At 64.0% G+C, this 24,878-nt stretch carries 21 protein-coding genes and 3 pseudogenes; 10 read left to right on the forward strand and 14 right to left on the reverse strand.

Going from position 1 to position 24,878, the window contains the following annotated elements; genetic code table 11:
* Positions 1–48: 48 nt before the first annotated feature.
* From AC0L18_RS27035 to AC0L18_RS27055, 5 genes and pseudogenes are all read right to left on the reverse strand, one after another.
* Positions 49–1,353: a DUF6638 family protein gene (locus AC0L18_RS27035; RefSeq protein WP_473494939.1), complete on the reverse strand. Its 1,305-nt coding sequence runs from the start codon at positions 1,351–1,353 to the stop codon at positions 49–51.
* Positions 1,354–1,587: 234 nt separating this feature from the next.
* Positions 1,588–3,498 carry an AAA family ATPase gene (locus AC0L18_RS27040; protein ID WP_473494940.1) on the reverse strand — a complete coding sequence of 637 codons (1,911 nt, stop codon included), beginning with the start codon at positions 3,496–3,498 and terminating at the stop codon, positions 1,588–1,590.
* A 24-nt stretch (positions 3,499–3,522) separates the two neighbouring features.
* A complete protein-coding gene (locus AC0L18_RS27045; protein ID WP_473494941.1) occupies positions 3,523–4,668 on the reverse strand; it encodes a hypothetical protein in 1,146 nt (381 codons plus the stop codon).
* Between the two features lie 29 nt (positions 4,669–4,697).
* Positions 4,698–5,786, reverse strand: coding sequence for a hypothetical protein (locus AC0L18_RS27050; protein ID WP_287068528.1), 1,089 nt, complete (start codon positions 5,784–5,786; stop codon positions 4,698–4,700).
* A gap of 211 nt (positions 5,787–5,997) precedes the next feature.
* Positions 5,998–6,608: pseudogene (locus AC0L18_RS27055) on the reverse strand (thymidine kinase).
* 254 nt (positions 6,609–6,862) lie between these two features.
* Between AC0L18_RS27055 and AC0L18_RS27060 the strand changes: the two are divergent.
* The 6 genes and pseudogenes from AC0L18_RS27060 to clpS (AC0L18_RS27085) all read left to right on the forward strand — a co-directional run.
* Positions 6,863–7,810 carry a choline ABC transporter substrate-binding protein gene (locus AC0L18_RS27060; protein WP_473494942.1) on the forward strand — a complete coding sequence of 316 codons (948 nt, stop codon included), beginning with the start codon at positions 6,863–6,865 and terminating at the stop codon, positions 7,808–7,810.
* A 161-nt stretch (positions 7,811–7,971) separates the two neighbouring features.
* The gene (gene choW, locus AC0L18_RS27065) at positions 7,972–8,826 is read left to right on the forward strand and encodes a choline ABC transporter permease subunit (RefSeq protein WP_023799956.1); all 855 of its coding nucleotides are present in this window, start codon (positions 7,972–7,974) and stop codon (positions 8,824–8,826) included.
* A complete protein-coding gene (choV, locus tag AC0L18_RS27070; protein WP_473494943.1) occupies positions 8,823–10,004 on the forward strand; it encodes a choline ABC transporter ATP-binding protein in 1,182 nt (393 codons plus the stop codon). Before choW ends, choV begins: the two co-directional genes overlap by 4 nt.
* Positions 10,005–10,196: 192 nt before the next feature.
* A complete protein-coding gene (gene clpS / locus AC0L18_RS27075) occupies positions 10,197–10,502 on the forward strand; it encodes an ATP-dependent Clp protease adapter ClpS (RefSeq protein WP_023799954.1) in 306 nt (101 codons plus the stop codon).
* Positions 10,503–10,697: 195 nt separating this feature from the next.
* Positions 10,698–11,345 carry a VOC family protein gene (locus AC0L18_RS27080; RefSeq protein WP_473494962.1) on the forward strand — a complete coding sequence of 216 codons (648 nt, stop codon included), beginning with the start codon at positions 10,698–10,700 and terminating at the stop codon, positions 11,343–11,345.
* A gap of 3 nt (positions 11,346–11,348) precedes the next feature.
* A pseudogene (gene clpS / locus AC0L18_RS27085) lies at positions 11,349–11,465 on the forward strand (ATP-dependent Clp protease adaptor ClpS); the annotation flags it as partial.
* 170 nt (positions 11,466–11,635) lie between these two features.
* Here the strand turns inward: clpS (AC0L18_RS27085) and AC0L18_RS27090 are convergent.
* Genes AC0L18_RS27090 through AC0L18_RS27105 form a run of 4 tightly spaced genes read right to left on the reverse strand, consistent with a single transcriptional unit; the run spans position 11,636 to position 18,467 of the window.
* Complete coding sequence (locus tag AC0L18_RS27090; RefSeq protein ID WP_473494944.1) at positions 11,636–13,723, reverse strand: hypothetical protein; 2,088 nt, start codon at positions 13,721–13,723, stop codon at positions 11,636–11,638.
* Between the two features lie 3 nt (positions 13,724–13,726).
* Complete coding sequence (locus tag AC0L18_RS27095; protein ID WP_473494945.1) at positions 13,727–16,552, reverse strand: DUF4159 domain-containing protein; 2,826 nt, start codon at positions 16,550–16,552, stop codon at positions 13,727–13,729.
* Positions 16,549–17,463, reverse strand: a complete 915-nt coding sequence (locus tag AC0L18_RS27100; protein ID WP_473494946.1) for a DUF58 domain-containing protein — start codon at positions 17,461–17,463, stop codon at positions 16,549–16,551. The genes AC0L18_RS27095 and AC0L18_RS27100 overlap by 4 nt, the downstream gene beginning before the upstream one ends.
* The gene (locus AC0L18_RS27105) at positions 17,463–18,467 is read right to left on the reverse strand and encodes an AAA family ATPase (RefSeq protein WP_473494947.1); all 1,005 of its coding nucleotides are present in this window, start codon (positions 18,465–18,467) and stop codon (positions 17,463–17,465) included. The genes AC0L18_RS27100 and AC0L18_RS27105 overlap by 1 nt, the downstream gene beginning before the upstream one ends.
* 146 nt (positions 18,468–18,613) lie before the next feature.
* Between AC0L18_RS27105 and AC0L18_RS27110 the strand changes: the two are divergent.
* The 3 genes and pseudogenes from AC0L18_RS27110 (at position 18,614) to AC0L18_RS27120 (ending at position 21,233) form a co-directional block, all read left to right on the forward strand.
* Positions 18,614–19,242, forward strand: a pseudogene (locus AC0L18_RS27110) (DUF1285 domain-containing protein).
* Between the two features lie 93 nt (positions 19,243–19,335).
* Positions 19,336–19,968 carry a CoA pyrophosphatase gene (locus AC0L18_RS27115; protein WP_473494948.1) on the forward strand — a complete coding sequence of 211 codons (633 nt, stop codon included), beginning with the start codon at positions 19,336–19,338 and terminating at the stop codon, positions 19,966–19,968.
* Positions 19,969–19,976: 8 nt separating this feature from the next.
* The gene (locus AC0L18_RS27120; protein ID WP_473494949.1) at positions 19,977–21,233 is read left to right on the forward strand and encodes a CCA tRNA nucleotidyltransferase; all 1,257 of its coding nucleotides are present in this window, start codon (positions 19,977–19,979) and stop codon (positions 21,231–21,233) included.
* Positions 21,234–21,384: 151 nt separating this feature from the next.
* Here the strand turns inward: AC0L18_RS27120 and AC0L18_RS27125 are convergent, their stop codons facing one another.
* The 3 genes from AC0L18_RS27125 to hemF form a co-directional block, all read right to left on the reverse strand.
* Positions 21,385–21,570, reverse strand: coding sequence for a DUF1059 domain-containing protein (locus AC0L18_RS27125; protein WP_023799945.1), 186 nt, complete (start codon positions 21,568–21,570; stop codon positions 21,385–21,387).
* A 270-nt stretch (positions 21,571–21,840) separates the two neighbouring features.
* The gene (locus AC0L18_RS27130; protein WP_023799944.1) at positions 21,841–22,101 is read right to left on the reverse strand and encodes a DUF1344 domain-containing protein; all 261 of its coding nucleotides are present in this window, start codon (positions 22,099–22,101) and stop codon (positions 21,841–21,843) included.
* 245 nt (positions 22,102–22,346) lie between these two features.
* Positions 22,347–23,261, reverse strand: a complete 915-nt coding sequence (gene hemF / locus AC0L18_RS27135; RefSeq protein ID WP_473494950.1) for an oxygen-dependent coproporphyrinogen oxidase — start codon at positions 23,259–23,261, stop codon at positions 22,347–22,349.
* A 107-nt stretch (positions 23,262–23,368) separates the two neighbouring features.
* On the opposite strand from hemF, the gene AC0L18_RS27140 reads away from it, so the two are divergent.
* A complete protein-coding gene (locus tag AC0L18_RS27140) occupies positions 23,369–23,626 on the forward strand; it encodes a hypothetical protein (protein WP_006202578.1) in 258 nt (85 codons plus the stop codon).
* Here AC0L18_RS27140 and soxR read toward each other — a convergent pair.
* Together soxR and AC0L18_RS27150 are read right to left on the reverse strand one after the other, a co-directional pair.
* Positions 23,623–24,069, reverse strand: coding sequence for a redox-sensitive transcriptional activator SoxR (gene soxR / locus AC0L18_RS27145; protein WP_473494951.1), 447 nt, complete (start codon positions 24,067–24,069; stop codon positions 23,623–23,625). The two genes, AC0L18_RS27140 and soxR, sit on opposite strands and share 4 nt — an antisense overlap.
* A 169-nt stretch (positions 24,070–24,238) precedes the next feature.
* On the reverse strand, positions 24,239–24,697 hold the full coding sequence (locus AC0L18_RS27150; protein WP_473494952.1) for a tRNA (cytidine(34)-2'-O)-methyltransferase: 459 nt from the start codon (positions 24,695–24,697) through the stop codon (positions 24,239–24,241).
* Between the last annotated feature and the right edge of the window lie 181 nt (positions 24,698–24,878).

The raw sequence follows: 24,878 nt of genomic DNA on the forward strand, positions 1-24,878 counted from the left end.
CGATGTCACCCCTCGTCAGTCAGCCAAGTATTCGATAAGGTTAGGCATTCAATCGGTAAGGCCGTAGAGGCGTGTGCGAAACGCCACCTTGTCTTTCAGATATGTGGTTTTCAGAACGTCCACAACATGCGATCGCCAGGCGTCGCTGAAGCCGTCATAGTCCCTGTAAAAACCCGGTTTGTTGAAGACGTAGCGCGAGACGAAGTCCTGCGGCACGAAATCCGAGATCAACTGGTTGGTCAGCCAGGCGTCAGGATGTCCGGGCTTGGCCCGGATCGTCAGGAAACGCTGCTGCGGGAACACGTCCTCGATCTTGAGATAGCCGAGGTGAGCGATCTCGCGCTTGGCGGCGTTGAGAAAGGGAAAATTTCCGTCCCTGGTGATCAGGTCGGCATGGCTGTGGATCCAGGTCTGCAGCCAGACCTTGTCGACGTCGGTCAGGTTGCGGTCGGGCTCGGCGTCGCGGATCAGCGCCCGCACCACCATTTCGGCGCGGTGCTCGAGATAGCCTGATGTTTCGATCCACGAGGCCCGCGGCAGTTCGATGCGGCCGGTCGCGGCAAGAAACTTGAACACCCTGTCGGCATCCTTGATCGAGAGGTAGCTCACCTGCCACGGCCGCGAGCGGCGGAAGCCGGGTGCTGCCGGGTCGCCGATCACCGTCGTCATGTCGGGGTCGATGAACACATAGAGCCCGCCGAAATGGCTGGTCCAATAGGCGCTGTGGCGAAAGATCACCTGATCCGGCACCAGCGCGTTCTCGCGGATGTCGCCGCAGATCTTGGCAAGCTCGACCATGCGGGTGAGCATGGCGCTGTCGCGCCAGGCGTCCGGCTCCTGCTTCAACCGGTCGACGAGCTTGCCGAGTTCGGCGGCTTTGCCGAGCACGTCCTCCGCCGACAGCACCTTGAACTCGACTTGGTTGATCGACAGCAGGTCCTCGATGTCGTCGACCTTGGGGACCGAATCCTCGATCTCGCCGTAGATGACATCCTTGATGGTCAGCGCGTCGATGGCGCGCTGGTTCGTCGACATGAACTCGAACATCAGCTGCGAGGTGTTGGAAAAGGCGGTGTGGACCACCGGCAGGTCGACCTGCGACGGCGTCAGGAGGATGAAGCGGCGATTGATCTCGTTGGGATCGAGGTAGTTGTAGTCGCCGCATTCCTCGGCCACTTGCGGCGAGAAGCCGGTGCGGTCGATCTCGAAGCTCTTCAGCTTCGTCGGCTTCAGGCCGAAGGCGACCAAAGCCTTGTTGTAGCGCTGGATCAGATGTGGCTCGTCGATGGTCAGCAGCCGGCCATAGATCAGCTCGTTCTCGCGCAAAAGGTCGGATTTCTTGGCGGGGCTCATTCTCCCTTCTCCCCGTTCACGGGGAGAAGGTGTCCGAAGGGCGGATGAGGGGCGCGGATGTCCCTTCTCCCCTTGTGGGAGAAGGTGGCCGAGCGAAGCTCGGTCGGATGAGGGGTGTTCCAGCTTGACGAATGCCCCTCTTCCGTCGCCTTCGGCGACACCGCCCGGGGGCGAGCCACCGGTCTCGCCCCGTCCTTCGGACCCCACAAGGGGAGAAGGGAGCGTCGGCGCGTCTCACGCATTCCACAGGCCCTTCTTCTTCAGCTCCTCGATCTCGCGGACCGCGCGGTCGCGCAGGCGGGTGTCGCGGATCATCTTGGTCACTGCGGCGTCGTCTGACTTGTCGGAATAGCGGAACTCCGAGTCGGCGTAGCGGTTGACCTCCTGCATGACCATGTCCATCGAGAACGGGCCGCGCAGTTCCTCGATCATCGCCTTCTTGTCGTCGTAGCTCTTGTGCATGAAGACTTCAGGCTTCTCGAACCATTCGTCCGGCAACTCGATGTCCATGGCGCGCATCTTGATCGCATCGGTGACGTTCTTGATGGCGCGGCCGGTGAAGCGCGGCTCGGCCTCCTTGATCATGTGCAGATAGGTGCCGATGTCGGCCATCGACTTCGGCGCGCCGTTCTCCTTCATGTAGCGCTCATAGACCTTCATCAGCCCGTCTTCCCTGGGCTTCTCGTGCTCTTCATAGGCCGCCATCACCGCGCGCTGGATTTCTTGGGCGGCATAGAGCTTGTGGTCGCCGAGCGGGATCTTGTGGTTCTTGCCGGCGAGCAGCACGAAGATGTCGATATAGTCGTCGCGCGTTTGGGGCCCATTGACCAGCCAGCGGGCGCCGGCGCGCTGGCGCAGCGCGTCGTCGACGTTTTCGGGATAGTTGGAGAACATGCCGAAGGAGCAGTTGCCGCGCACCACCGTGGCCGCACCCCCGAATGCGTCCATCAGGACGCCGGTGATTTCCTGCTGGCCGGCCGAGGCGCGATCGTCGGAGCGGCGGGCCGCCACCTGGTCGATATCGTCGATGGTGCCGAAGCCGATGACGCGCGAGTTCAGCACATTGTTGATGAACTGGCGGCAGTTCTGGCCCGACTTGCCCTGGTAGGAGGAGATCTGGTCGACGCCGAAATTCTCGTAGGCGAAGGGATAGCCGGCGACCTGGCAGTAGCCGTTGACGAGACCGGCGATCATCTGGATCAGCGTCGTCTTGCCGGTGCCGGGCGCGCCGTCGCCGATGAAGGTGAACAGGAAGCCGCCGAGCTCGACAAACGGGTTCAGCTCGCGCTCGAAATCGTATGCCATCAGCATCTTGGCGAGCTTGACCGACTGGTATTTGGCGATGTGGTTGCCGACTACCTCTTCCGGCTTCTTGAAGGTCATCACCAGCGGCTTCGACCGCTTGCCCGGCGCGACGTCGAAGCCGTCGAGGGTGAAGTCGTCGACGTCGATGCGGATATGCGCATTCTCAAACGGACCAATGCCGTCGAAGCGGCCCTTTCGCGCCAAAAGCCCGTCGATGACGACACGGGCGAATGCGCGCGCCCGGGTCATCAGATCGGCGTCGTCCGTCGCGCCTGCTATCGCCCTGTCGAGGCCGGCTACGATCGATTTCACCGCGTCCTGCGGCGTGTCGAACAAAAAGTCCGGCTCGGGCGTGTCGTTCGGCGCCTCGCCGTCGCTGTCGATCAGCTGGAACAGATAGGAGGCGAGGCTGAAGGCCGAAATATAGGCCGAGGCCGACAGCAGCTTCTTGAAGGCGGCGGCCTCGTCGCCTTCGAGCGGCGCGCGGGCGTTTTTCGCCTTCAGGCTCTCGAGATCTGAGCCTTCGGCGAAGACATCGGCGATGGCCAGCGCGATCGCCAGCCCGCGCCGGGTGCGATAAAGCAGCATGTGCTGTGCAATGCTCAGCAGCTGGTCGTCGGGATGGACGGCGGCGACGGTCTTGGAAAGCTCGACCTCGCGCGTGCGGCGCACCGAGCCGACCGAGACGGTCGAGACGAAGCGGCGGTTGGTGCCGGCCAGTGCGGTACCGGATTCCCGCGACGGGTCCTCCAGCACGACGATGCGGGTGATGAAGCTCTGCGCGGTGGCGCGGTGCTTTTCGATTGCCGCTTCCGAAATCGTGGTCAGGCCGGTGTCCATGAAGGATGCTCCGCGGTTTGACTGTCAGACGTCACTGATGACCTGTCCTTTGGACAGGATGTGGACCTTGTAGCCGGAAAAGATCTTCTGCGCCTCGCCGGCGGCGTAGAGCGCCTGATAGGCCTCATGCGGGATCAGCGCGTGCTTCTCGTAGCTCGACACGCCTTGTCGCGCCGCCTCCAGATCGTCGGTGTCGATGAAGAATTCCTGCGTCGCCTTCTCGCTCGAAAACAACCCCTTGCGACCTGGCTTTTCGGATTTCGAATAAACCTCCTGGATGGTCCAGGTCAGCAGCCAGGCGTTTTCCGGCTTGCGCACCTTGTCCAGAATGTCGGTCACCGTCGAATTGTTGTCGGTGATCCCGGCCGAATAGAAAGGCCCGAGCACGACGCGGCGCAGCTGCTTGGGGTGGAGTTGCTCGAAATCCTTGTCGAGGTTGACCGCGATCGTAGCCGGCGACAGCGTATAGGCGGAGTTCTTCTCGGTGAAGTCGTCGAAGCGGTGGGCAAGCTCGGGATTGAGCAGTCCTTCAACCGGAAGCGGAATGTCGACCTTTTCGTTGAGCTTGCCATTGCGGTCGACAAGCTGCCCGATCATCTCTTCGGAGGAATCCTCGACCGTCACCATGTAGACCAGCGGCAGGTTGGCGCTGCCGTCGAAGGCTGCCCAATGGACGAGGTAGTAAGGCCGCCTGGTCTTCGGATTGACCAAGACTTTTGCCGTCTGCGCCAAGGTGAACGGCCCGAAGGTCGTCTCGCTCCTGACGCCTTCCAGATAAAGCCGCTCGGCCATCGACTTCTGCAGCGCCTCGGGGAATTCCTTGTGGCGCAGGATGAAGTCGGCCAATTCCTCGCGCAACTCGTCGGCCAGCGGTATGTTGGCGAGACGCGTATCGGCCTGGCGGCGGTCGTTTTCAAGTTCGAGCACGTTCTGGAAGACCGGAAAGCCGCTTTCGGCGCGCGAGATGCGGAATGTCTCCATGAAGCCCAGCCGGTTGCGCCAGCAGGAAAACGAGTTGTCGAGCCGCGCAATATATTCGGCGACGATCTTGGCGACGATGCCGTGCCGGTAGAGCGGCGAGCGATCGTCGCGCATGAACACTTCGAGGCCGCTGAGTGCCGCGGTGATCGCCGAGAAATACCGCGTTGCCGCTTCGTTTTCGGGGGTCATGCAGCCAGCCCTTGGGAGATATGCAGCAATTACGACTGCACGTAGTTTGCCGCATTGTGCTTTTTCAGCACGTCGTCGAAGCGGCGGGCAAAGGCATCGTCGGCCAGCTTCTTGCGGCGCTGGATGTCGGCGGTCGCCACCATGTTCTTCTCGTGCATTTCGAGGAGATCGCCAATGTGCTTCTGCGAGGCCGCGCCGATGCCGGCCATGGTTTCCTCGGCGGTGTTGTCGACCTGGCTGCCCAGCGTATTGATCTTGTGAGCGACGTCCTGCTGGGCGGCGGTCTTCAGCGAATCTTCCAGGGCCTTGTAGAGCACGATGCGCTGCTCGGTATCGATGGTCAGCTTGTTGATCAGCGTCGACTGCGCCGCGATCTGGTTGTTGAGCGAATCGACGAAGGTCTGGAACATCGAAGTGTAGCGCTCCAGGGTCTGGCTTTCGGCCAGCAGTTCCTGCTCCTTGGCCTGCTTCTCGTTGTACTCGGTTGCCAGTTTCGAACGCTCGCCCTCAAGCTCGGTGCGCTCCTTCTGGCTGGTCGAGGCGGCGATCTTGTTCTCGATGTCGAGCAGCATCGGATTGAGCTCCTCGATGCGCTTCTGCACGGTCTCAAGATTCGACATGGTCGCCTTGCGACGCTCGATCACCTGCGACAGGCTGGCCTCGGAGGTCTTGTAACGCTGGTCGAGGATCTGCTTCTGCGCCTTGAGGATGCCGACGATGGTGTCGGATTTCGCCAAAAGCTCCTGCAGATTGCCGGCCAGCGACATATTGCGGACGCGGTCGGTGCGCATGCGCTGCTTGCTCTGGTCGGAAAATATGCCGACGAAGCTTTCCCAGCCGGTGTAGTTCTTCATGCTCTCGAATTCGGCGCCGAAGACGTTGGTGGCGTCCTCCAGCCCGATGATCAGGTCGGCGATGTTGCCTTCCATCACCTTCTGCTGCTTCAGCACATCCTCGATGCGGGCGTTCTCGAGGTCGAAATTGGCGTCGCCGATCTTCTTGTCGGTCCTGGCGAGCGTGTCGAGCACGGCGCCGGACTGCTCGATCTTGGTGCGCATGTCCTGCACGACCTGATTGGTCTTGGCAATTTCGGCATCGAAATTCTGCAATGTCGCCATAGGAGCCTCCCGCTTCGGCAATTGTTCGTGTCGCGAACGCCGCGAATATATGTATGGCAAGGGGGGAAGGAAAGGCGGAAGATGCCGCGATACCTCAAACAAACCCGACCCCATCGGCCTGCCTTCCACCGCTGGTGATTGGCGAAAAGCCGAAGCCGCACCCGATCTCCCCCGCAAGGGGGGAGATCGGCAGCGTCGCCGACGGCGCTGCTCAGGCCTTGGTGAAGCCGATGAAATCGTCGGGCGCGGCGCGGCCCATTTCTTCTTCCCAATGGCGGCGGCAGAGCGAGACATAAACATCCTTGCCGATCGCCACCTGTTCGCCCTGTCTCGCCACCTTGCCGTGCGCGCCGAGGCGACGACCATCGTCGCCTTGCGGCCGCAGCGGCAGATGGTGCGCACCTCGCGCAGATCGTCTGCTATCGCCAGGAGCGCGCGCGAGCCGGAAAACAGCTTGCCCTGGAAATCCGTGCGCAGGCCGTAGCACATCACCGGGATGTCCAGCCGGTCGGCGATGCGGGCAAGCTGCCACGCCTGCTCCTCTTCGAGGAACTGCGCCTCGTCGACGAAGACGCAATGCACGGTCGTGTGGTCGTGATGCTCGGCGCCCCTGGCGAACAGGTCGTCGCCGTCGCGGAACATCTCAGCCTCCGTCTCCAGGCCGATGCGCGACGAGATCAGCCCGGTGTCGCCCTTGCGGTAGTGGCCGGCGACGAACAGCATCGTCGTCATGCCGCGCTCGCGGTAATTGTAGGAGGCCTGCAGCAGCATCGTCGTCTTGCCGGCATTCATCGTCGCATAGTGGAAGTACAGCTTGGCCATGCCGCCCTTTTAAGCCGAGTTGTCCCAACGCGGGGAGGGGCGTCCCGACGTTCCACCGGAAAAGCGCCTGGCCACCGGAAAAGCGCCTGGCCACCGAAAAAGCGGCGAACCTGTCGCTGGTCGGCCAGCCCGCGCCGTTGATCGCGATTGTCTTATCGCTTGAAACCGCACCAGAATGGTGTTTGGCTGACGAAACAAGGCGGAGACAAAACCGCAATTTCGCTTCGCCGACAGATCACAATGGGAGAATACAGATGTCGCGTATGAAACTACTCGCCGCCGGCTTCGGTCTGGCGGCATTTCTTTCGGCGAGCGGTGCACTCGCCGCCGAGCCGGAAAGCTGCAAGCCGGTGCGTTTTGCCGATGTCGGCTGGACCGACATCACCGCCACCACCGCTACCGCCAGCGTCATCCTCGAAGCGCTCGGCTACGAGCCCGACGTGCAGGTGCTGTCGGTTCCGGTCACCTACACCTCGCTGAAGAACAAGGACGTCGACGTCTTCCTTGGCAATTGGATGCCGACCATGGAAGCCGACATAAAACCCTATCTCGAAGACAAGTCGGTTGAGACGGTCGTGACCAACCTGGAAGGCGCGAAATATACGCTCGCCGTTCCACAGCACACCTATGATGCCGGTCTGAAGGATTTCGCCGATATCGCCAAATTCAAGGACAAGCTCGACGGCAAGATTTACGGCATCGAAGCCGGCAATGACGGCAACCGCCTGATCCTCGACATGATCGCCGCCGACAAGTTCGGCCTGAAGGATTTCGAGCTTGTCGAAAGCTCCGAGGCCGGCATGCTGTCGGCGGTGCAGAAAGCGGCCGCATCGGGCGAAGACGTGGTCTTCCTCGGCTGGGAGCCGCATCCGATGAACGCCAACATCAAGATGGCCTATCTGTCGGGTGGCGACGAGGTGTTCGGCCCGAATTTCGGCGGCGCGACCGTCGCCACCAATGTCCGGGCCGGCTACACCACCGAATGCCCGAACGTCGGCGCGCTGCTCAAGAACATGGTGTTCTCGCTCAAGATGGAAAACGAGATCATGGGTGCGATCCTCAATGACGGCGCCGACCCGAAAGCCGCGGCCACCAAATGGCTCAAGGCCAATCCGGACGCGATGACGCCATGGCTCGCCGGCGTGACGACCTTCGACGGCGGCGACGCCGCGGCCGCGGTGAAAACCGCACTGGGTTCGTAGCAAACTTACTCCTCCCCCGTGTGGGGAGGTTCGGCGCGGCACGCGCCGCGGTTGGGATGGTTCGGAACGGAGCATAACCGTGACCATCCCACCCGGCTCGGCTGCGCGGTTCGGCCCACCCCGTCAGGGGAGAGGTGAAGAAGAATGAGGGGACATTTGCCATGGATCCGGTTTCGCAACTGATTTCGAGCTTCAAGATCCCGATCGGGCGGTGGGGCAAGACCTTCTTCGACTTTCTGACCACCAATTTCGAGTGGTTTTTCGACAGTATCGCCGACGGGCTCACCGTCGTTCTCGACGGGCTCGTCGATCTTTTGCTGCTCGTCCCCCCGGTCCTCCTGGTCGCCGCCATTGCCGGGCTTGCCTGGTACCTGCAGAAATCATGGAAGCTGGCGCTTGCTGTCGCGCTCGGCCTGCTCTTCATCGTCAACCAGGATCTCTGGCAGGAAACCGTCGAGACGCTGGTGTTGGTCGTGGGCGCCGCTGCGGCCTCGATGGCCATCGGCGTGCCGATCGGCATCTGGGCGGCGCATAACGAGCGTGGCTACCGCTATCTCCAGCCGGTCCTGGATCTGATGCAGACCATGCCGACCTTCGTCTACCTGATCCCGGTGCTCATTCTCTTCGGCCTCGGCATCGCACCCGGCCTCATTGTCACCGTCATCTTCGCGGCTCCCGCGCCGATCCGCCTGACGCATCTCGGCATCACCTCGGTGCCGAAACCGATGATCGAGGCCGGCGAAGCCTTCGGCGCGACAAAACGCCAGCTGCTGTGGAAAGTCGAGCTGCCGGCGGCGCTGCCGACCATCATGGCGGGCCTGACGCAGTGCATCATGCTTTGCCTCTCCATGGTGGTGATCGCTGCGCTCATCGGCGCCAACGGCCTGGGCAAGCCGGTGGTGCGCGCGCTGAACTCGGTCAACATCCCGCTCGGCCTCGAAGCCGGCCTCGCCATCGTCGTGCTCGCCATCATCCTCGACCGCATCAGCCGCATCGGCACCGGAGCCGCCAAATGAGCGCTGCGGTCGATTTCAAGAATGTCGACATCGTCTTTGGCGCGGCGCGCAAGGAAGCGCTGGCGCTCGTCGACAGCGGCGCGACGCGTCAGGAAATCCTGGAGAAGACCGGCGCCGTGCTCGGCTGCGCCGGTGCCAATTTGACCGTCAACGAGGGCGAGATTTCCGTCCTGATGGGCCTCTCCGGCTCCGGCAAATCGACGCTGCTGCGCGCCGTCAACCTGCTCAACGTGCCGGCGCGCGGCAACGTCATGGTCAAGGACGGCGACCGCATGGTCGATGTCGCGGCCTGCGACGCCGCCACGCTGCGCCATATCAGACAGACGCGGGTCGCCATGGTGTTTCAGCAGTTCGGCCTTCTGCCCTGGCGCACCGTCGCGGAAAATGTCGGCTTTGGGCTCGAGCTTTCCGGCGTGCCCGAAGCCGAGCGCAAGGCGCGCGTCGACCGCCAGTTGAAGCTCGTCGGGCTCGACCAGTGGGCGTCGAAATACGCCCACGAGCTTTCCGGCGGCATGCAGCAGCGCGTCGGGCTGGCGCGCGCGTTTGCCACCGAAGCGCCGATCCTGCTGATGGACGAGCCGTTCTCGGCGCTCGACCCGCTGATCCGGACCAAGCTGCAGGACGAATTGCTGCAGCTTCAGGCCGAGCTGAAGAAGACCATCGTCTTCGTCAGCCACGATCTCGAGGAGGCGCTGAAGATCGGCAGCCACATCACCATCATGGAAGGCGGGCGTATCGTGCAGACCGGCGCGCCGGAAGACATCGTGCTGCGCCCCGCCAACGACTATGTCCGCGACTTCATCGCCAATGTGAACCCGCTCTCGGTGCTGACTGCCTGGAACGTGATGCGCGACCGCCGTGATCTCGACCACGGCGAGGACGGCTGGGTGTGGCTCGACCGCCGCAAGACGACGCGTTTCAAGATCGACGAGCACGGGCTGGTGGCAGCGGCCGAGCGCGACGGCAAGCCGGCGTTCTGGGTGTCGTGCGCCGATGTCGAGGCGCAGCCGGAGGAGACGACGCAGGTATTCTGGGCCAATCCCGGCACCTCGCTGAAGACGGTGATGCTGGCCATGCACCGCTCGCAGACCGCACCGGTGGCGCTGTTCGACGACCAGTCGCGCTTCGTCGGCGCCATCGGCATCAGGGACGTGCTGAGCGCGGTATTGCGGCGATAGTTGTTTCTGAACGGAACGGTCCGTATCGTTTCTTCGCGGTCTGCGCTGGCTTGGCGGCGGTCCCATATAGGCACGGACTTGTGAACGGCGGCGCCCCGCCAGGAAGGCGGTTTGCGGGCGGTTCAAAATGGACGATTGCTTTCGTCCATGTCACAATAAAAGCGAAATTCTTGCGCGCAGTTGCCGGTTCCGATGCCTGAGATCGTCACCAAACCCCGCACCAAGACGAAGCCGAAGATCGAACGGCCGAAGCTCTACAAGGTCATCCTCCTCAATGACGATTTCACGCCGCGCGAGTTCGTGGTGACGGTGCTCAAGGGCGAATTCAAGCTGAGCGAGGACCAGGCGCGGCGGGTGATGATCACCGCGCACCAGCGCGGCGTCTGCGTCGTCGCCGTCTTCACCAGGGACGTCGCCGAGACCAAGGCGACACGGGCGACCGATGCCGGCAAGGCCAAGGGCTACCCGCTGATGTTCACGACGGAACCGGAGGAGTAGTGCCGGCTTCCCCTCCTCCCCTTGCTGCGGGAGAAGGTGGATTGGCGCGCAGCGCCAAGACGGTTGAGCGTACTGGACGGAGTGCGGTGATTGACAACTGCTCATCGCCGAGGCACGTTCGCAGCGCTGCGTAGGGCGCATCGGTGTAACGTCGAAAGGGCAATGCCCGCCTATACTGTAACCACCGTTGCGCCCATGCCGAATCTCGAAAACCTCAAAAAGCAGGCCAAGCAATATTTGCGGTGGCACCGCGAACGGTACTATCCGGTCGCAGCCGAGATCAGGGCTGCGTTGCCACGCTTCCAGCATCTCGATGACAATCAGGTACTGGAAGCAAATTTCAAGCTCAGCGACGCGCAGGAACTGATCGCGCGTCAATTGGGGTTCGAGGGATGGCAGGCGCTCAAGACAGGAGCCCCAGCCATGACAGTTCAGAAAAAACAGACCGTGCCTGCACCCGTTCTGCGTTCGACCTCAGCGCAGTTGTTCGTCACCGACATCAAAGCATCGTTCGAATTCTTCACCACCAAGCTCGGCTTCGGAGTCGACTTTGTTTACGGCGACCCGGCATTTTACGGACAGGTGACGCGTGACAATGCGCAACTCGCGCTGAGGTTGGTTTGCGAACCTGTGTTCGTTGGCGATATACGGCAACGTGAACACCTGCTCTCCGCCGGGATCACAGTCGATACTGCAGACGAGATTAAACAGCTCTTTCTGAATTTTCAGGCCGCAGGGGTGCCCTTTCACCAAGTCCTCAGGAAAGAACCCTGGGGTGCCAGAAACTTCATTGTTATGGATCCAGACGGAAATCTCATTTCGTTTGCTGGCCCGGGCGACTGAGCCGTCTGCGTCGTCGCCGTCTTCACCAGGGACGTCGCCGAGACCAAGGCGACTCGGGCGACCGATGCCGGCAAGACCAAGGGCTACCCGCTGATGTTCACGACGCAACCGGAGGAGTAGCGCCCGCTTCCCCTTCTTCCCCTGTGGGAGAAGGTGGATTGGCGCGCAGCGCCAAGACGGTTGAGGGTGCTGGACGGAGTGCCGTCGCTGCCAAGCTGGAACACCCCTCATCCAACCGAGCTTCGCTCGGCCGCCTTCTCTCACAAGGGTGAGAAGGTGAAGGCGCGTCGCTAACGCCCTTCTCGGTACCACATCGAGCCCAATGCCAGAAGCAGCAGCCCGAGGCCGAGGAACCCGCCGAACAGCGGCACGCGCGAGACGGCCTTCAGCACGCTGTCGTCGGTGGTGCGCAGGCCGATCCAGTCGTTGCCCGCCGCCACGCCCGTGGGGCGGACCGGGACGACCGACGGCAGCGTCACGCCGCCGGCGAGATTGCCAAGGGTCGACGATTGCGCCAGCCGGCGCACGCTGCCGCCGGTGGCCTCGGCCGGGGCTCTCAGCCGGTTCTCGGTTGAGACGACGTCGGTGAATTCCGGTGCGTTGACCGGGCCGACATGGGCAAGCGCTTTCAGGTCGCCATTGCCGACCTGATAGAGGCCGATCTCGCTCGTCTCGATGCTGCCCAGGAAAACGCCGGGTTCAGCTCTCGCGAGCTTGACGGTCATCGCCTTGCCGGACGGGGTGATGATTTGCGCCGGGCCGGGATCGTCGCTCATCGTCTGGCGGCGGATTTCCAGCATCATGCCGCGGCCGTCGGCAGTCAGCCGCTCCTCCTCGAGTTCGGGCTCCTTCATCAGCCAGTGGGCGATGCGGCGATAGAGCTGGACATGCGGGCCGCCGCCCTCGAAGCCGCGCGCCCACAACCAGCCCTGGTCGGATAAAAACATGCCGACGCGGCCTTCACCCTTGCGGTCGAGCAGCAGCAGCGGTCGGTTGTCGGCGCCCTTCATCACCGCCTCGCCCCCGGGGTTCTCGACGCCGATGGTGCGGAACCAGCGGCTCCAGTGCGGTGGCTCGGTGGCGGAGCCGTCAAGCCCTCGCGTCACCGGATGGCGCTGGCCGAGCTCGGTGAGGCGTGGATAAAAGGCCTTTTCGACGACTTCGCCGGTCGGCATCGCCGGCAGTGCCGACATCAAAGGCGTGCGGGCGATGGAACTTTCGCCGGCATATTCGGGTCCTGCCGCGATCAGCAGCGCGCCCCCTTTTTCAACATATTCGGCGATGTAGTCGTAATAGAGGACCGGCAGCACGTCGCGGTGCTGGTAGCGGTCGAAGATGATCAGGTCGAAATCCTTGATCTTCTCGACGAACAGTTCGCGCGTCGGGAAGGCGATCAACGACAATTCATTGATCGGCGTGCCGTCCTGCTTTTCCGGCGGCCGCAGAATGGTGAAATGGACCAGATCGACCGAGGCGTCGGATTTCAGAAGGTTGCGCCAGGTGCGTTCGCCGGCATGCGGTTCGCCGGAGACCAGCAGCACGCGCAAATTCTCGCGGATGCCGTCGATCAGCGCGATGGCGCGGTTGTTGGTGTCGGTGAGTTCGTCGGGCTCGGGATCGATGGCGAGTTCGACGATGTTGCGGCCGGCGCCGGGAATGGTCACCTGCAGCGGCATGGCCTGGCCGATGGTGGCCCTCTCGACCGAAACCTGCTCGCCATTGACCGAGACGCGCACATCGACCGAGCCGGCCTCGTTGTTGGTGCCGATGACGCGATAGGTCATTTCGAGCGGCTTGCCGACCAAACCGAAGCGCGGCGCATTCTCGAAGCGGATGCGGCGATCCTTTTCCTGGTCGTTGCCGGTGATCAGCGCGTGCAGCGGCGCGTTGAAGTCGGGCGTGCCGCCTGGGGCGTCATGCACCTCGCCGTCGGTGATCATGATGGCGCCGCCGATGCGCGAAGGCGGCACGTCGCGGAAAGCGCTCTCAAGCGCCCCGAAAAGCCGCGTTTCGGTGCGCTCCTCGGCGGCTTCCGACTTGCCGGCCTCGACGACGCGGATGTCGAACTGCTTGAAGCGGCCGAGGCGCTGCTGAAGCCCGGCCAGCGCCTCGTCGGTCTGCCTGGTGCGCTCGCCAATGTCCTGGCTCTGGCTGCGGTCGACGACGACGGCGACGACGCTTTTCAGCGCCTCGCGCTCTTCGTCGAGCAACACCGGGTTGAGCAGGGCCGCAGTCAGCGCCAGCAGGGCGGCAAAACGGAAGACCGCGCCGCGCTGGCGGAACCACAGGCCGACCAATGCCAGCAGCAACAGCGGCGCCAGCACCAGGCCGAGCAGCGGCCAGGAGATGAGCGGTTCGAAGGCGAGCGACAAGTTCATGGCTTACTGCCCCAGCCGTTCGAGCAGCACCGGCACATGCACCTGATCGGATTTGTAGTTGCCGGTCAGCATGTACATCATGATGTTGACGCCGGCGCGCAGCGCATAAATGCGCTGCATCGGATCCGACGGCACGGTCGGCAAAAGCGGGTCGCCATTCTCGTCGACCGCCCAGGCGCCGGCGAAATCATTGGCGGTGATCATGATCGGCGAGACGCCGTCGCCGGTGCGTACCGGGCGGTTCTCGGTGTTGCTGGCTTCGAGCGACGCCGCGACCCAGAGCGGGCCACCGGCGAAGCGTCCGGGAAACTCAGGCAGGATGTAAAAGGATTTGGTCAGCACATGGTCCGACGGCACCGGCTCCAGCGCCGGCACGTTGAGGTTGCCGAGGATGTCGCGCAGCCGCTCCGTCGCCGGGCTAGCCTGCTCCGCGCCGATGCCGGTGGCGAACTGGTCGCGCGTGTCGAACAGCACCGTGCCGCCCTGCTGCATATAGGCGTCGACGCGGGCGATCGCGGCCTGGCTCGGCATCGGCGCGGCAGGATCGATCGGCCAATAGATCAGCGGATAGAAGGCAAGCTGGTCCTTCGAGATATCGACGCTGGCCGGCGCCCCCGGCTCGAGCGCGGTCTTCTCGATCAGGAAGCGGGTCAGGCCCTCCAGCCCGGCCTGGCTGATCGAATCGACGCTCCGGTCGCCGGTCTGCACATAGCCGATCCGGGTTTTCGAAATGTCCTCGATCGCCCGCTCATCACCGGGTTTGGCATCGTCGGCGCGGGCGATGTCGGTGTGGCCGACCAGGGCGCCGAGCGTAATCAGCAGGGCGGCGGTGGTTGCGGCGGCCGTGCCGGCGCGGCGCGGCCGGCGCGATAACAGGCCGCCCATCCAGAACACCGCCAGCGTATCAAGGACCATCAGCAGGAGAGCTGCCGCCACCAGCGGGCCCTTCAAATTGTGCGATTCGTCGAAAGCGTACTGGACGGTGGTGACCGGCACGGTGATCTGAGGACGGACCAGCGGCGCCAAGCGGCTTTCGGCATTGAGCAGATTGTGAGCGATGACGCCGGTGTCGGAGCCATACAGGCCGGGCGGATTCTCGAACGTCACCGGCAGCGGGCCGGCACCCGGCACCAGCGGCCGTGCATCCGGCGTCGGCGGCACCAGCGTGCCATCGGCTGATATCATGCGGTAGGGCGCTAGCGAGGCGGCAGCGGCTTCGGCATTGGCGACCGCCGCACCCTGGTTGCGCGACAGTTGCACGATGCGGCGCAGCATCTCGACGAAGCTGCCGGAGATCGGCAGGTTCGACCAAGTCGCCTCCGGCGTGACATGGAACAGGACGAGCGTGCCTTTGCCCTTCTTCATACCGGTCACCAGCGGCGTGCCGTCGGCAAGCGTGGCCCAGCTGCGCTCGACGATATCGGGCGTCGGCTCGGCCAGCACCTGCCTGGTGACGGTGACCTCGGCCGGCGGAGCGAGATCGGCGAAGGGGCCGGTCTTCGGAAAATCGGTGACCGGCTGCGGCGTCGTCCACGACAGCGCGCCGCCGAGCGAGCGCTCGCCGGTGCGCAGCCTGACCGGCAGCAGGTCGTCGTCATTGCCGGCGGCGACCAGCCGCGAGCCGGCGAATCGCACCAGCGTGCCGCCATTGTCGACCCAGTCGACCAGCCTTTGCCGCACCGGCTGCGGAATGGTGCCGACATCGGCCATGACGATCATCACCGGCTTCTGGTCGAGGAGCTGCGGGATGGCGTCGGCAAGGTCGGCGCTCGACGGCTCGGCGAGGTCGGCGAAGGGCTGCAGCGCGCGGCGGATGTAGTACAGCGGCGACAGAAGCGGCTGCGCCTGGTCGGCTTCGGCCTGCGACAGCAGTCCGACGCGCCGGCGCTTGGAACTCTCGTCGAGCACGCGGACGGCGCCGGCCTGCCGCTGACCGTCGAGCGTGATCGAGGCGAAGTCGTTGCGCAGCTCGAACGGCACCGCCATCGTGCCGGTGGCGGTGGATTCGCCCGGCGAGAAGGTCAGCGTGGCGTCGGCGATGCGGCGGCCCTTGTCGTCGAAGGCGCCGGCGGTCACCTGAGCCGGCGCCGGATCGCCCGGCGCGCGGATGGCGGCCAGCTCGAAGCCGTCCACCTGGTTGTCGGCGCCAGTCAGGCCGATCAGGCCAGGCCGGTCGGAGGCGGCCCAGACGACACGGGCGGCGTTCTTCGACAGAAGCGTTTTGAAGGCGGCCTCGTCGCCTTCCGCCGCCAGACCGTCGGCGAGCACGGCGACGCTGGCGCCCGGCAAGCTCTCCAGGGTTGTCGCGACGCGGGCATAGACGGCCGGGCGGTCGGTCGGGATCGGCCGCGGCTTTGCCGCGCGCAGCCGGTCGAGCGCGGTGGCGGCGTCGAACGGGCCGATCTCGGCATTCGGTTTTTCGGCGGTGAAGGCGATGATGACAGGCACGTCGTTGGAGCTGGCATCGGTGATCAGCCGTTCGGCAGTGGCGACGCGCTGGCCCCAGTCGGCGGCACTTGCCCAGTCATTGTCGATGACCAGCGCAAGAGCGGTGCCCTCGGCCGGCAGTCTTTCACGCGGGTTGAAGACAGGTTCGGCCAGCGCCGCAACGATAAGGGCCGCCATCAGCAGCCTGAGCAGCGTCAGCCACCACGGGCTCTGTTGCGGCGTCTCCTCGCGCTTCAGCACGCGGGCCAGGATCTTCAGCGGCGGGAAGACCTCGGTCTGCGGCTTGGGCGGGGTGAACCGCAAAAGCCACCAGATCACCGGCAGGGCCAGAAGGCCCCACAGCACCATCGGCGCCCCGAAGGAGAGCGGCAGCCAGCTCATGCGCGGATCCTCCCGGCTGAGCTGCCATCGGCGGTCATCGCCATGTGGACACGCACCAGCGCATCGGAGGCGAGGCGGTCGGTGTGGTTGACGGTAAAGCTCCAGCCGAGGCGCTTGCACCAGTCGGTCAGTTCCTGGCGGCGGGCGATGTAAAGCAGTCGGTAGTCGTCGCCCAGTGTTTCGGCGCGGCCCGCGGTCAGCTTGTCGCCGGTCTCGGGATCGGTGAATTCGGTGCGGCCGGCATAGGGGAATCTCTCCTCCGCCGGGTCGGCGACCTCGATCAGATGGGCACGCACGCCGTGGCGGGCGAGCACGTCAAGCCAGGCGATGGTGTCCTCGACCGGATCGAGGAAGTCGCTGACGATGACGATGTCGCAGAAGCGGCGGATAGCGGACAGGTCGGGTTTTGCCGGCAATTCGCCGGCATGGCTGAGTTGTGCTGTGATCCGCTCGGCGCCGTTGCGGGCGGTGAACGGATCGGTCAGCCCGGGCCAGGCGATGCGCTCGCCGCTACGCGACAGAAGCTCGGCCATGGCCAGCGCCAGCACCAGCGCGCGGGACTCCTTCGAGACAGTGGCGCCGGTCGATTTGTAGAGCATGGAAGGCGAGGGATCTGCCCACAGCCACACCGTATGGGCGGCCTCCCATTCGCGGTCTCGCACATAGATGTGGTCGTCGCGGGCCGAGCGGCGCCAGTCGATACGCGAGGAGTCGCCCTCGACATAGGGCCGGAACTGCCAGAAATTCTCGCCGATGCCGCGCTTGCGGCGGCCGTGCCAGCCGGCGATCACCGTGTTGACGATGCGACGCGCCTCGACCAGCAGGTCCGGCACCAGCGATGCCCGCAACCGGCCGCGGGCGAGCGCATCACGCGTCGCCGCCGGTGCCTGGGCCTCGCCTATACGCGCCATCAGATGCCTTTTGCCAGTTTCGCCACCACGTCGCGCACGGTCGTGCCCTCGGCACGGGCGGCAAAGGTCAGCGCCATGCGGTGCTGCAGCACCGGCTCGGCCAGCGCTCTGATATCGTCGATCGACGGCGCCAGCCGTCCGTCATAAAGGGCGCGGGCGCGGGCGCACAGTGTCAGCGACTGGCTGGCGCGCGGGCCCGGGCCCCAGGCGACGTGCTTGTCGGTCTCGGCATTGCCCTGGCCGGGGCGCGCCGAGCGCACCAGTTGGAGGATCGCCTCGACGACGCTTTCCGGCACCGGCATGCGGCGAATGAGGGTCTGGATCTCCTTCAGCCGCGCCGGCTGCAGCACGTTCTGCGCCTTGGCGTCCTCAATGCCGGTGGTCTCCAGGAGGATGCGGCGCTCCGCCTCGATTTCCGGATAGAGGATGTCGACCTGCATCAGGAAACGGTCAAGCTGCGCCTCGGGCAGCGGATAGGTGCCCTCCTGCTCCAGCGGGTTCTGCGTCGCCAGCACGTGGAAGGGCGCCGGCAGGTCGTGGCGGACACCGGCAATGGTGACGTGGTATTCCTGCATCGACTGCAGCAGCGCCGACTGGGTGCGCGGCGAGGCGCGGTTGATCTCGTCGGCCATCAGCAGTTGCGCGAAGATCGGCCCGGAGATGAAGCGGAACGAGCGCTTGCCGAATTCGTCCTGCTCCATCACCTCGGAGCCGAGAATATCGGACGGCATCAGGTCGGGCGTGAACTGGATGCGGCGGGAATCGAGGCCGAGCACGATGCCCAGCGTCTCGACCAGCTTGGTCTTGGCGAGGCCGGGCACGCCGACCAGCAGCGCATGGCCGCCTGCGAGCAGCGCCACCAGCGTGCGTTCGACGACGCTTTCCTGGCCGAAGATGACGCGGCCGACGCCTTCGCGAACCCTGGAAATGTCGGCCAGCGCCGTCTCGGCCAAGGCGATCATGTCCTCTTCGCTGATCGGGCTTTCCTTGATCATCACGCTCATGCAGCATCGATCCTTCTCGTTGGAAATACCGGCTTGCAGCTTCGACGCCACAGAGTGCCGCGATTCGGCCTCGCGTGGCGCCTGTCTTTGAACTTAAATCACTGACTTAGGCTGACAAGCGGAACAACAGTGACTATTTCGTGACCATGACAGAACGCGCCGAAGATCGTGAAGGAAGTTTGACGACCGCGACCGCGGCGCTCGGACTGGAGGCGCTGATCTCGCGTGCCGCCCGCGCGGGCAAAGGACCGGCGCCGGTGGATCGTTGGAATCCGGCCTTTTGCGGCGATCTCGACATGGAGATCAGACAGAACGGCACCTGGTTCTACCAGGGCACGCCGATCGGCCGCATGCCGCTGGTGCAGCTGTTTTCCTCCGTGCTGCGCAAGGACGAAGACGGCAGGACCTACCTGGTTACGCCGGTGGAAAGGGTCGGCATCCGCGTCGTCGATGCGCCGTTCATCGCCGTCGAGATGGACATTTGCGGCACCGGCGATGGCCAGGTCATCACATTTCGTACCAATGTCGGCGATGTGGTCGAGGCCGGGCCGGAGCATCCGCTGCGCTTTGTCGACGAGGAGGCAACCGGCGGCCTGAAACCCTATGTGCTGGTGCGCGGACGGCTGGAGGCGCTGGTGGCGCGGCCGGTCATGTATGAATTGGTCGAGCATGGCGAGGAGATCGAGGTCGGCGGCCGAAGGATGTTTGCCGTCCGCTCGAAGGGTGCGGTCTATCCGATCATGCCGGCGGAAAACTGCAGCGGCTGAGCGCATGAGAGGGCGACGCCAAATGGACCGGGGCCAAATGGACCGGGGCCAAATGAACCGGGACATGATGGACCAGGTGACGCGATGAGCCAGGTGACAATATGGACCAAGTGACGCCGGCGCCGTTTTCGGCCGCGGATTTTCGCGCCCGCGTCGCGGCGCAGCCGCTGGCGCATGCCGCCGACGATTATGGCGACCATCGCTTCAACCCGGGACATCCGCGTTTGAAGCGCGCGAAGGCGCTGCGCGATGCCGCCGTGCTGATCCCGGTGGTCGATCACGGGCGCGACGCAACGGTTCTGCTGACCAAGCGGGCGGAAAAGCTGCGCAACCATTCGGGGCAGGTGGCCTTTCCCGGAGGCACGATCGATCCTACCGACCCGAGCCCGGAGGCGGCGGCATTGCGCGAGACATTCGAGGAGATCGGGCTTGGCCAGGATCGGGTCGAGATCATCGGCCGCATGCCCGATTACGTCTCCGGCAGCGGCTACCGGATCGCCCCGGTGCTGGGAATAGTGCGGCCGGACTTTTCACTGACGCTGAATTCCGAGGAGGTCGACGCCGCCTTCGAAGTGCCGCTGCGCTTTCTGATGGACCCGGCCAACCACGGCCGCGACAGCCGCATGTGGAACGATCTCGAATGGGTCTTCTACGAAATGCCCTATGACGGACAACACATCTGGGGCGTCACCGCGGGCATCATCCGCACGCTCTATGAAAGGCTCTATACGTGAGCGGCCGGATGTCGCTCGCGGGCAAAGCCGACTGGCTCGGGGAACGGCATTTGCAGCGGCTGCTGGCGGCTTTGTCGGATGGCGGCGAGGAGGCGCGCGTCGCCGGCGGTGCGGTGCGCAATGCGCTCATCGGCCAGCCGGTCGCCGACGTCGATATCGCCACCACGACCGTGCCTGACGAGACCATCCGCCGCGCCGAGGCGGCAGGCTTCAAGGCGGTGCCGACCGGCATCGAGCACGGCACCATCACCATTGTCGCCGGCGGCAAGCCGTTCGAGGTGACCACGCTGCGCGCCGACATCGAGACCGACGGTCGGCGGGCAAAAGTGTCGTTCGGACGCGACTGGAAAGCCGATGCGGAACGGCGCGATTTCACCATCAACGCGCTCTATGCCGAGGCCGACGGCACGATCGTCGACCTGGTCGGCGGCATTGCCGATATCGAGGCGCGCCGGCTGCGCTTCATCGGCGATCCGGAGGCGCGCATCCGCGAGGATTATCTGCGCATCCTGCGCTTTTTCCGCTTCTTCGCCTGGTATGGCGACGGCCGGCCGGATGCCGAAGGGCTGAAGGCTTGCGCCCGGCTCAAGGAGGGGCTTGGCCAACTCTCGGTCGAGCGCGTCTGGTCCGAACTGAAGAAGCTGCTGTCGGCCCCCGATCCATCGCGCGCCCTGCTGTGGATGCGTCAGGCGGGCGTGCTCACCAGCGTTCTGCCGGAGAGCGAGAAATGGGGCATCGATGCGATCCATGCGCTGACCAGGGCGGAGAAGGATCTCGGCTGGGCGCCGGACCCGCTGCTCAGGCTGGAAGCGATCGTGCCGCCGGACGCAGCGCGGATGAAGACGCTTGCCGAGCGGTTGAGGTTCTCCGTCAGCGACGCCGGTCGTCTCAGGCAGTGGGCGCTGACAGCGCCCGTCGAGCCGAAGACGACCGAAGCGGGATTCGCAAAACGGCTCTATCGCGGCGATCGACAAGGCCTCGTCGATCGCTTGCGGCTGTCGCTCGCGTCCGCTCGAGCCCGCGCCGTCGAGGACAACGACGCGCTGCTCGAAGCTGGCGGCTTCTCGCGGCTGCTGGCCTTTGCCGAAAAATGGAAAAAGCCCGGCTTTCCGCTCAAGGGCGCCGATCTGACGAGGCTTGGCGCGTCGCCCGGGCCAAAACTCGGCGCAACCCTGAAGAACCTCGAAAACGAGTGGATCGAGTCCGGCTTTGCGCTGGATCGCGGCGCACTTCTCGAGCGCGCCGCAGAAGCACTCGAAAGTTAGAGACCGTTTGGAAACTCTACTCTGGCGGCCATCTGATGGCGTTTTCTGCGCTTCCGGTGCTCACGGACCCAAATGCCCGCTGCGCTCCGGTTCTCGAAGCCACCACCATATGACTCGCCAGAGCGAATTTCGAAACAGTCTCTTAGGCAAATCAGGCCGCGTCGCGCGCCTTTTCGATGCGCGAACGGATCGCTTCGATCATCGTCTCACGAATGATCGTCTCGCCATGCGTCTCACGCATATGCTCGACGGCACGACGCATGATCTCGGCTTCCTCGTCGGCGCGCGTATGCCAGTCACAACCCGGAACCAGCGAGCCGCAGTGGAATTCCTTCATCGGATTTCTCCCTTTCCTCCTCGGAGTGCCGCATCTGCTCTGACACGGAAGCTCCAGCACCTTTGATCGACGCATGATCCCTGTCGGAAACCGGTTCGGTTTTCGGGTCATGCGCTGGCCGAACCAGCATAACACGATCGGATGGTTTTGGTTGCTGCAGAGACCGAAAAAGGCGGAGCATCGCTGCTCCGCCATCTTGACGCTACCCCGGAGACAAGACTGTGTCTTGCTCTGGAGGCAAGACCTCGTCTTGCTCCAGCGGCCAGGCCATCACTTCACGATCCTGACTGCCTCGGCGATTTTGTGCTTGCCGCTCATGTCCCACGAAACGCGGACCTTTTCGCCGGCCTTCAGGCCAGGATTCTTGAAGGCCTTGGGCAGCGTAAAGGTAGATCCGTTATCCAGAACGAGGCTCATCGCCGTTCCATCGTAAGTTTTGATCGTGCCCGTGGTGTGCTTAACCGCTGCGAAGGCAGCGCCACCAGAGGCAAGAACGGCAGCAGCCGCAACCGACATAATAAGCTTGCGCATGGCATGCTCTCCTGGAAATGAAGGCACCATTTTTGGAGGTGCCCCACTCAATCATGGGCCGTCTGGTCGCGTCGGGTCGCGGTTCCAGGGAGGCAAGAACCGCCGGCGTTTCCCGGCCCGTAACGAAAAATAGTCTTGCTTTTTCAAATGGATATTAGACGAAAAAGATAATCTGCGCGCCACATTCGCCACCAGAATCCTGCGATTTGGACCCGATTGCGACTCACGTCCAACTCACCGAGATTTTACGGCCATTTCACCTCTGGAGGCAGGCTGGACAGGATCGCGGCAACGTTGCCGCCGGTCTTCAGCCCGAAGATGGTGCCGCGATCGTGAAGCAAGTTGAATTCGACATAGCGGCCGCGGCGAATGAGCTGTTCTTCGCGGTCGCCGTCGGTCCAGTTGTCGTTGAAATTGGCCCGCACCAGATGCCCGTAGACGACGAGAAAAGTGCGCCCGACATCCTGGACGAAGTTGAAATCGGCGTTCCAGCCGCCTCTGTCCTCGTCCGAATGCAGCCAGTCGAAGAAGATGCCGCCGGTGCCGCGCGGTTCGTTGCGGTGCGGCAGATAGAAATACTCGTCGCACCAGGCCTTGAATTTCGCGTGGTCGGCGACGCCAGCGTGCTTCTCGCAGGCAAATTGCATCGCGCGGTGGAAGGCGATCGTGTCCGGGTCCCCCTGGCTGCGGCGACGGTCGAGCACCGGCGTCAGGTCGGCGCCGCCGCCGAACCACTGGCGCGAGGTGACGACCATGCGCGTGTTCATGTGCACCGCCGGCACGTTGGGGTTCCACGGATGGGCGATCAGCGAAATGCCGCTCGCCCAGAAGCGCGGGTCCTCCTCGGCGCCCGGCATCTGCTTCCTGAACTCCGGCGAGAACTCGCCGTAGACCGTCGAGGTGTGGACGCCGACCTTCTCGAAGACGCGGCCGCGCATCATCGACATGGTGCCGCCGCCGCCCTTGCCGGCGTCGCGCTGCCACGGCGTCTTTTCGAAGCGGCCGGGCGACCATGAAGCCTGCGGCCCCTGCAGGTCCTGTTCGATCTGCTCGAAGGCGGCGCAGATGCGCTCGCGCAGCGTCTCGAACCACAGCCGCGCCTTCATCTTCTTCTGTTCGATGTCGGCCGGCAGCCCCGCCGGTATTTCGGGTCGTTGCAAATGCTGTCTCCGGTTGTCGGGGGCGTACCCCGACAAATGACTCGTCTTTTCCGGCCGCGATCCCTAATCTCTTAGGTGCAAGGGTCAAGTGTGAATGGAGTTCTTTCGTGCGCACTCCGGCAAGACCGCCGCTGGATGGCCTGAAGAAGAGGCTCGACCGTTCGCGCGCCGAGCGCGAGCGCATGCCGCGCGACGGGTTTTTGCGCGAGACCTTCGTCCTGCCGCGCTCCGATGCGCGGCTCAAGGCGAAGGAGTGGTTCGAGCGCTTTCCCAAGCAGGCCTACTGGACCGAGATCGAAAGCTGGTTCGAGCGGCCGGGCGACGTCATCGAATTCACCATCAGGCGATTGCCGGCGGCGGATTAGCGAGCGACCAACAACCGCCTTGCGCCCGGGCCTTGGGCGCTCAGCCGGTCTTCCTTGTTGCGCAGCGGGCACTTGTCGATCGACATGCAGCCGCAGCCAATGCAGTCGGTCAGCCCGTCGCGCAGCTTCTTCAACTGGGCAATCTTGCGATCGAGCTGGTCGCGCCAGACGGTTGAAAGCACATTCCAGTCCCCGCGCGTCGGCGTGCGGCCTTCAGGCAGCGATGCCAATGCCTCGCTGATCTCGGCCAGCGAGATACCGACCTCCTGTGCCACCTTGATGATCGCCACCCGCCGCAGCACGTCGCGGCCGTAGCGCCGCTGGTTGCCTGATGTGCGGTGGCTGCGGATCAATCCGCGCGCCTCGTAGAAATGCAGCGCCGACACTGCCACCCCGCTGCGCGTGGCCACCTGGCCGACCGTCAATTCCGTCACCGCAGCCATTTGAATTTTCCGCTTGACCTCAAGTTAAGTTGAGCTTGTAACGAAGAAACCCTTGATATGCAAACCGCAGGAGAAGGCGATGTGCGCCTGGGTGAGAATGACAAGCGCCGGTGCGGTCGTCGGCGAGAAAGCCGCCATAATCGCTGCACCCGCTGAGGATCTGCAAATCCTATCCGAGCTGCCGGATCGCCTCGCCGGCCACCATGGCGACGGAAAGCGCGACGTTGATGCTGCGCGCGCCCGGCTGCATCGGGATGATCAGTCGCGAATCCGCCGCTTCGTGGACAGGGTCAGGCACGCCTGCGGATTCGCGGCCGAACAGAAGAATGTCGGCATCGGCGAAGGCGAAATCGGTGTAGGCGGTCGCGGCTCTGGTCGACAGCAGCACCAGCCGCCGCGCTTCGCCTCTGCGCCAGTGCTCGAAGGCTTGCCAGTCGACATGCCGGGTCAGGGCCGCCATTTCGAGATAATCCATGCCGGCCCGTTTCAGCGCCCGGTCGGAGAGCGGGAAGCCGGCCGGTTCGATGATGTCGACGCCGAGACCGAGGCAAGCCGCGAAGCGCAGGATTGTCCCGGTGTTGCCGGCGATATCCGGCTGGTAGAGCGCGATGCGGAGACGGTTGTTCATTTCCGCATCCTTCTAATAAGTGGCAGATCGGCCACAACAGGTTCGCGGTTTTGGAAAATTCTGGACCGGCGGGTGGTCATTTTCTGCGAAGTCGGTTATACGCCGGGCATTGTCAACCCGAACCGATGGAGGGGTAATTCATGATGATCATGCACATCCAGCGCCCCTCATGTGGGCTTAA

Source organism: Mesorhizobium sp. WSM4819 (assembly GCF_055811215.1).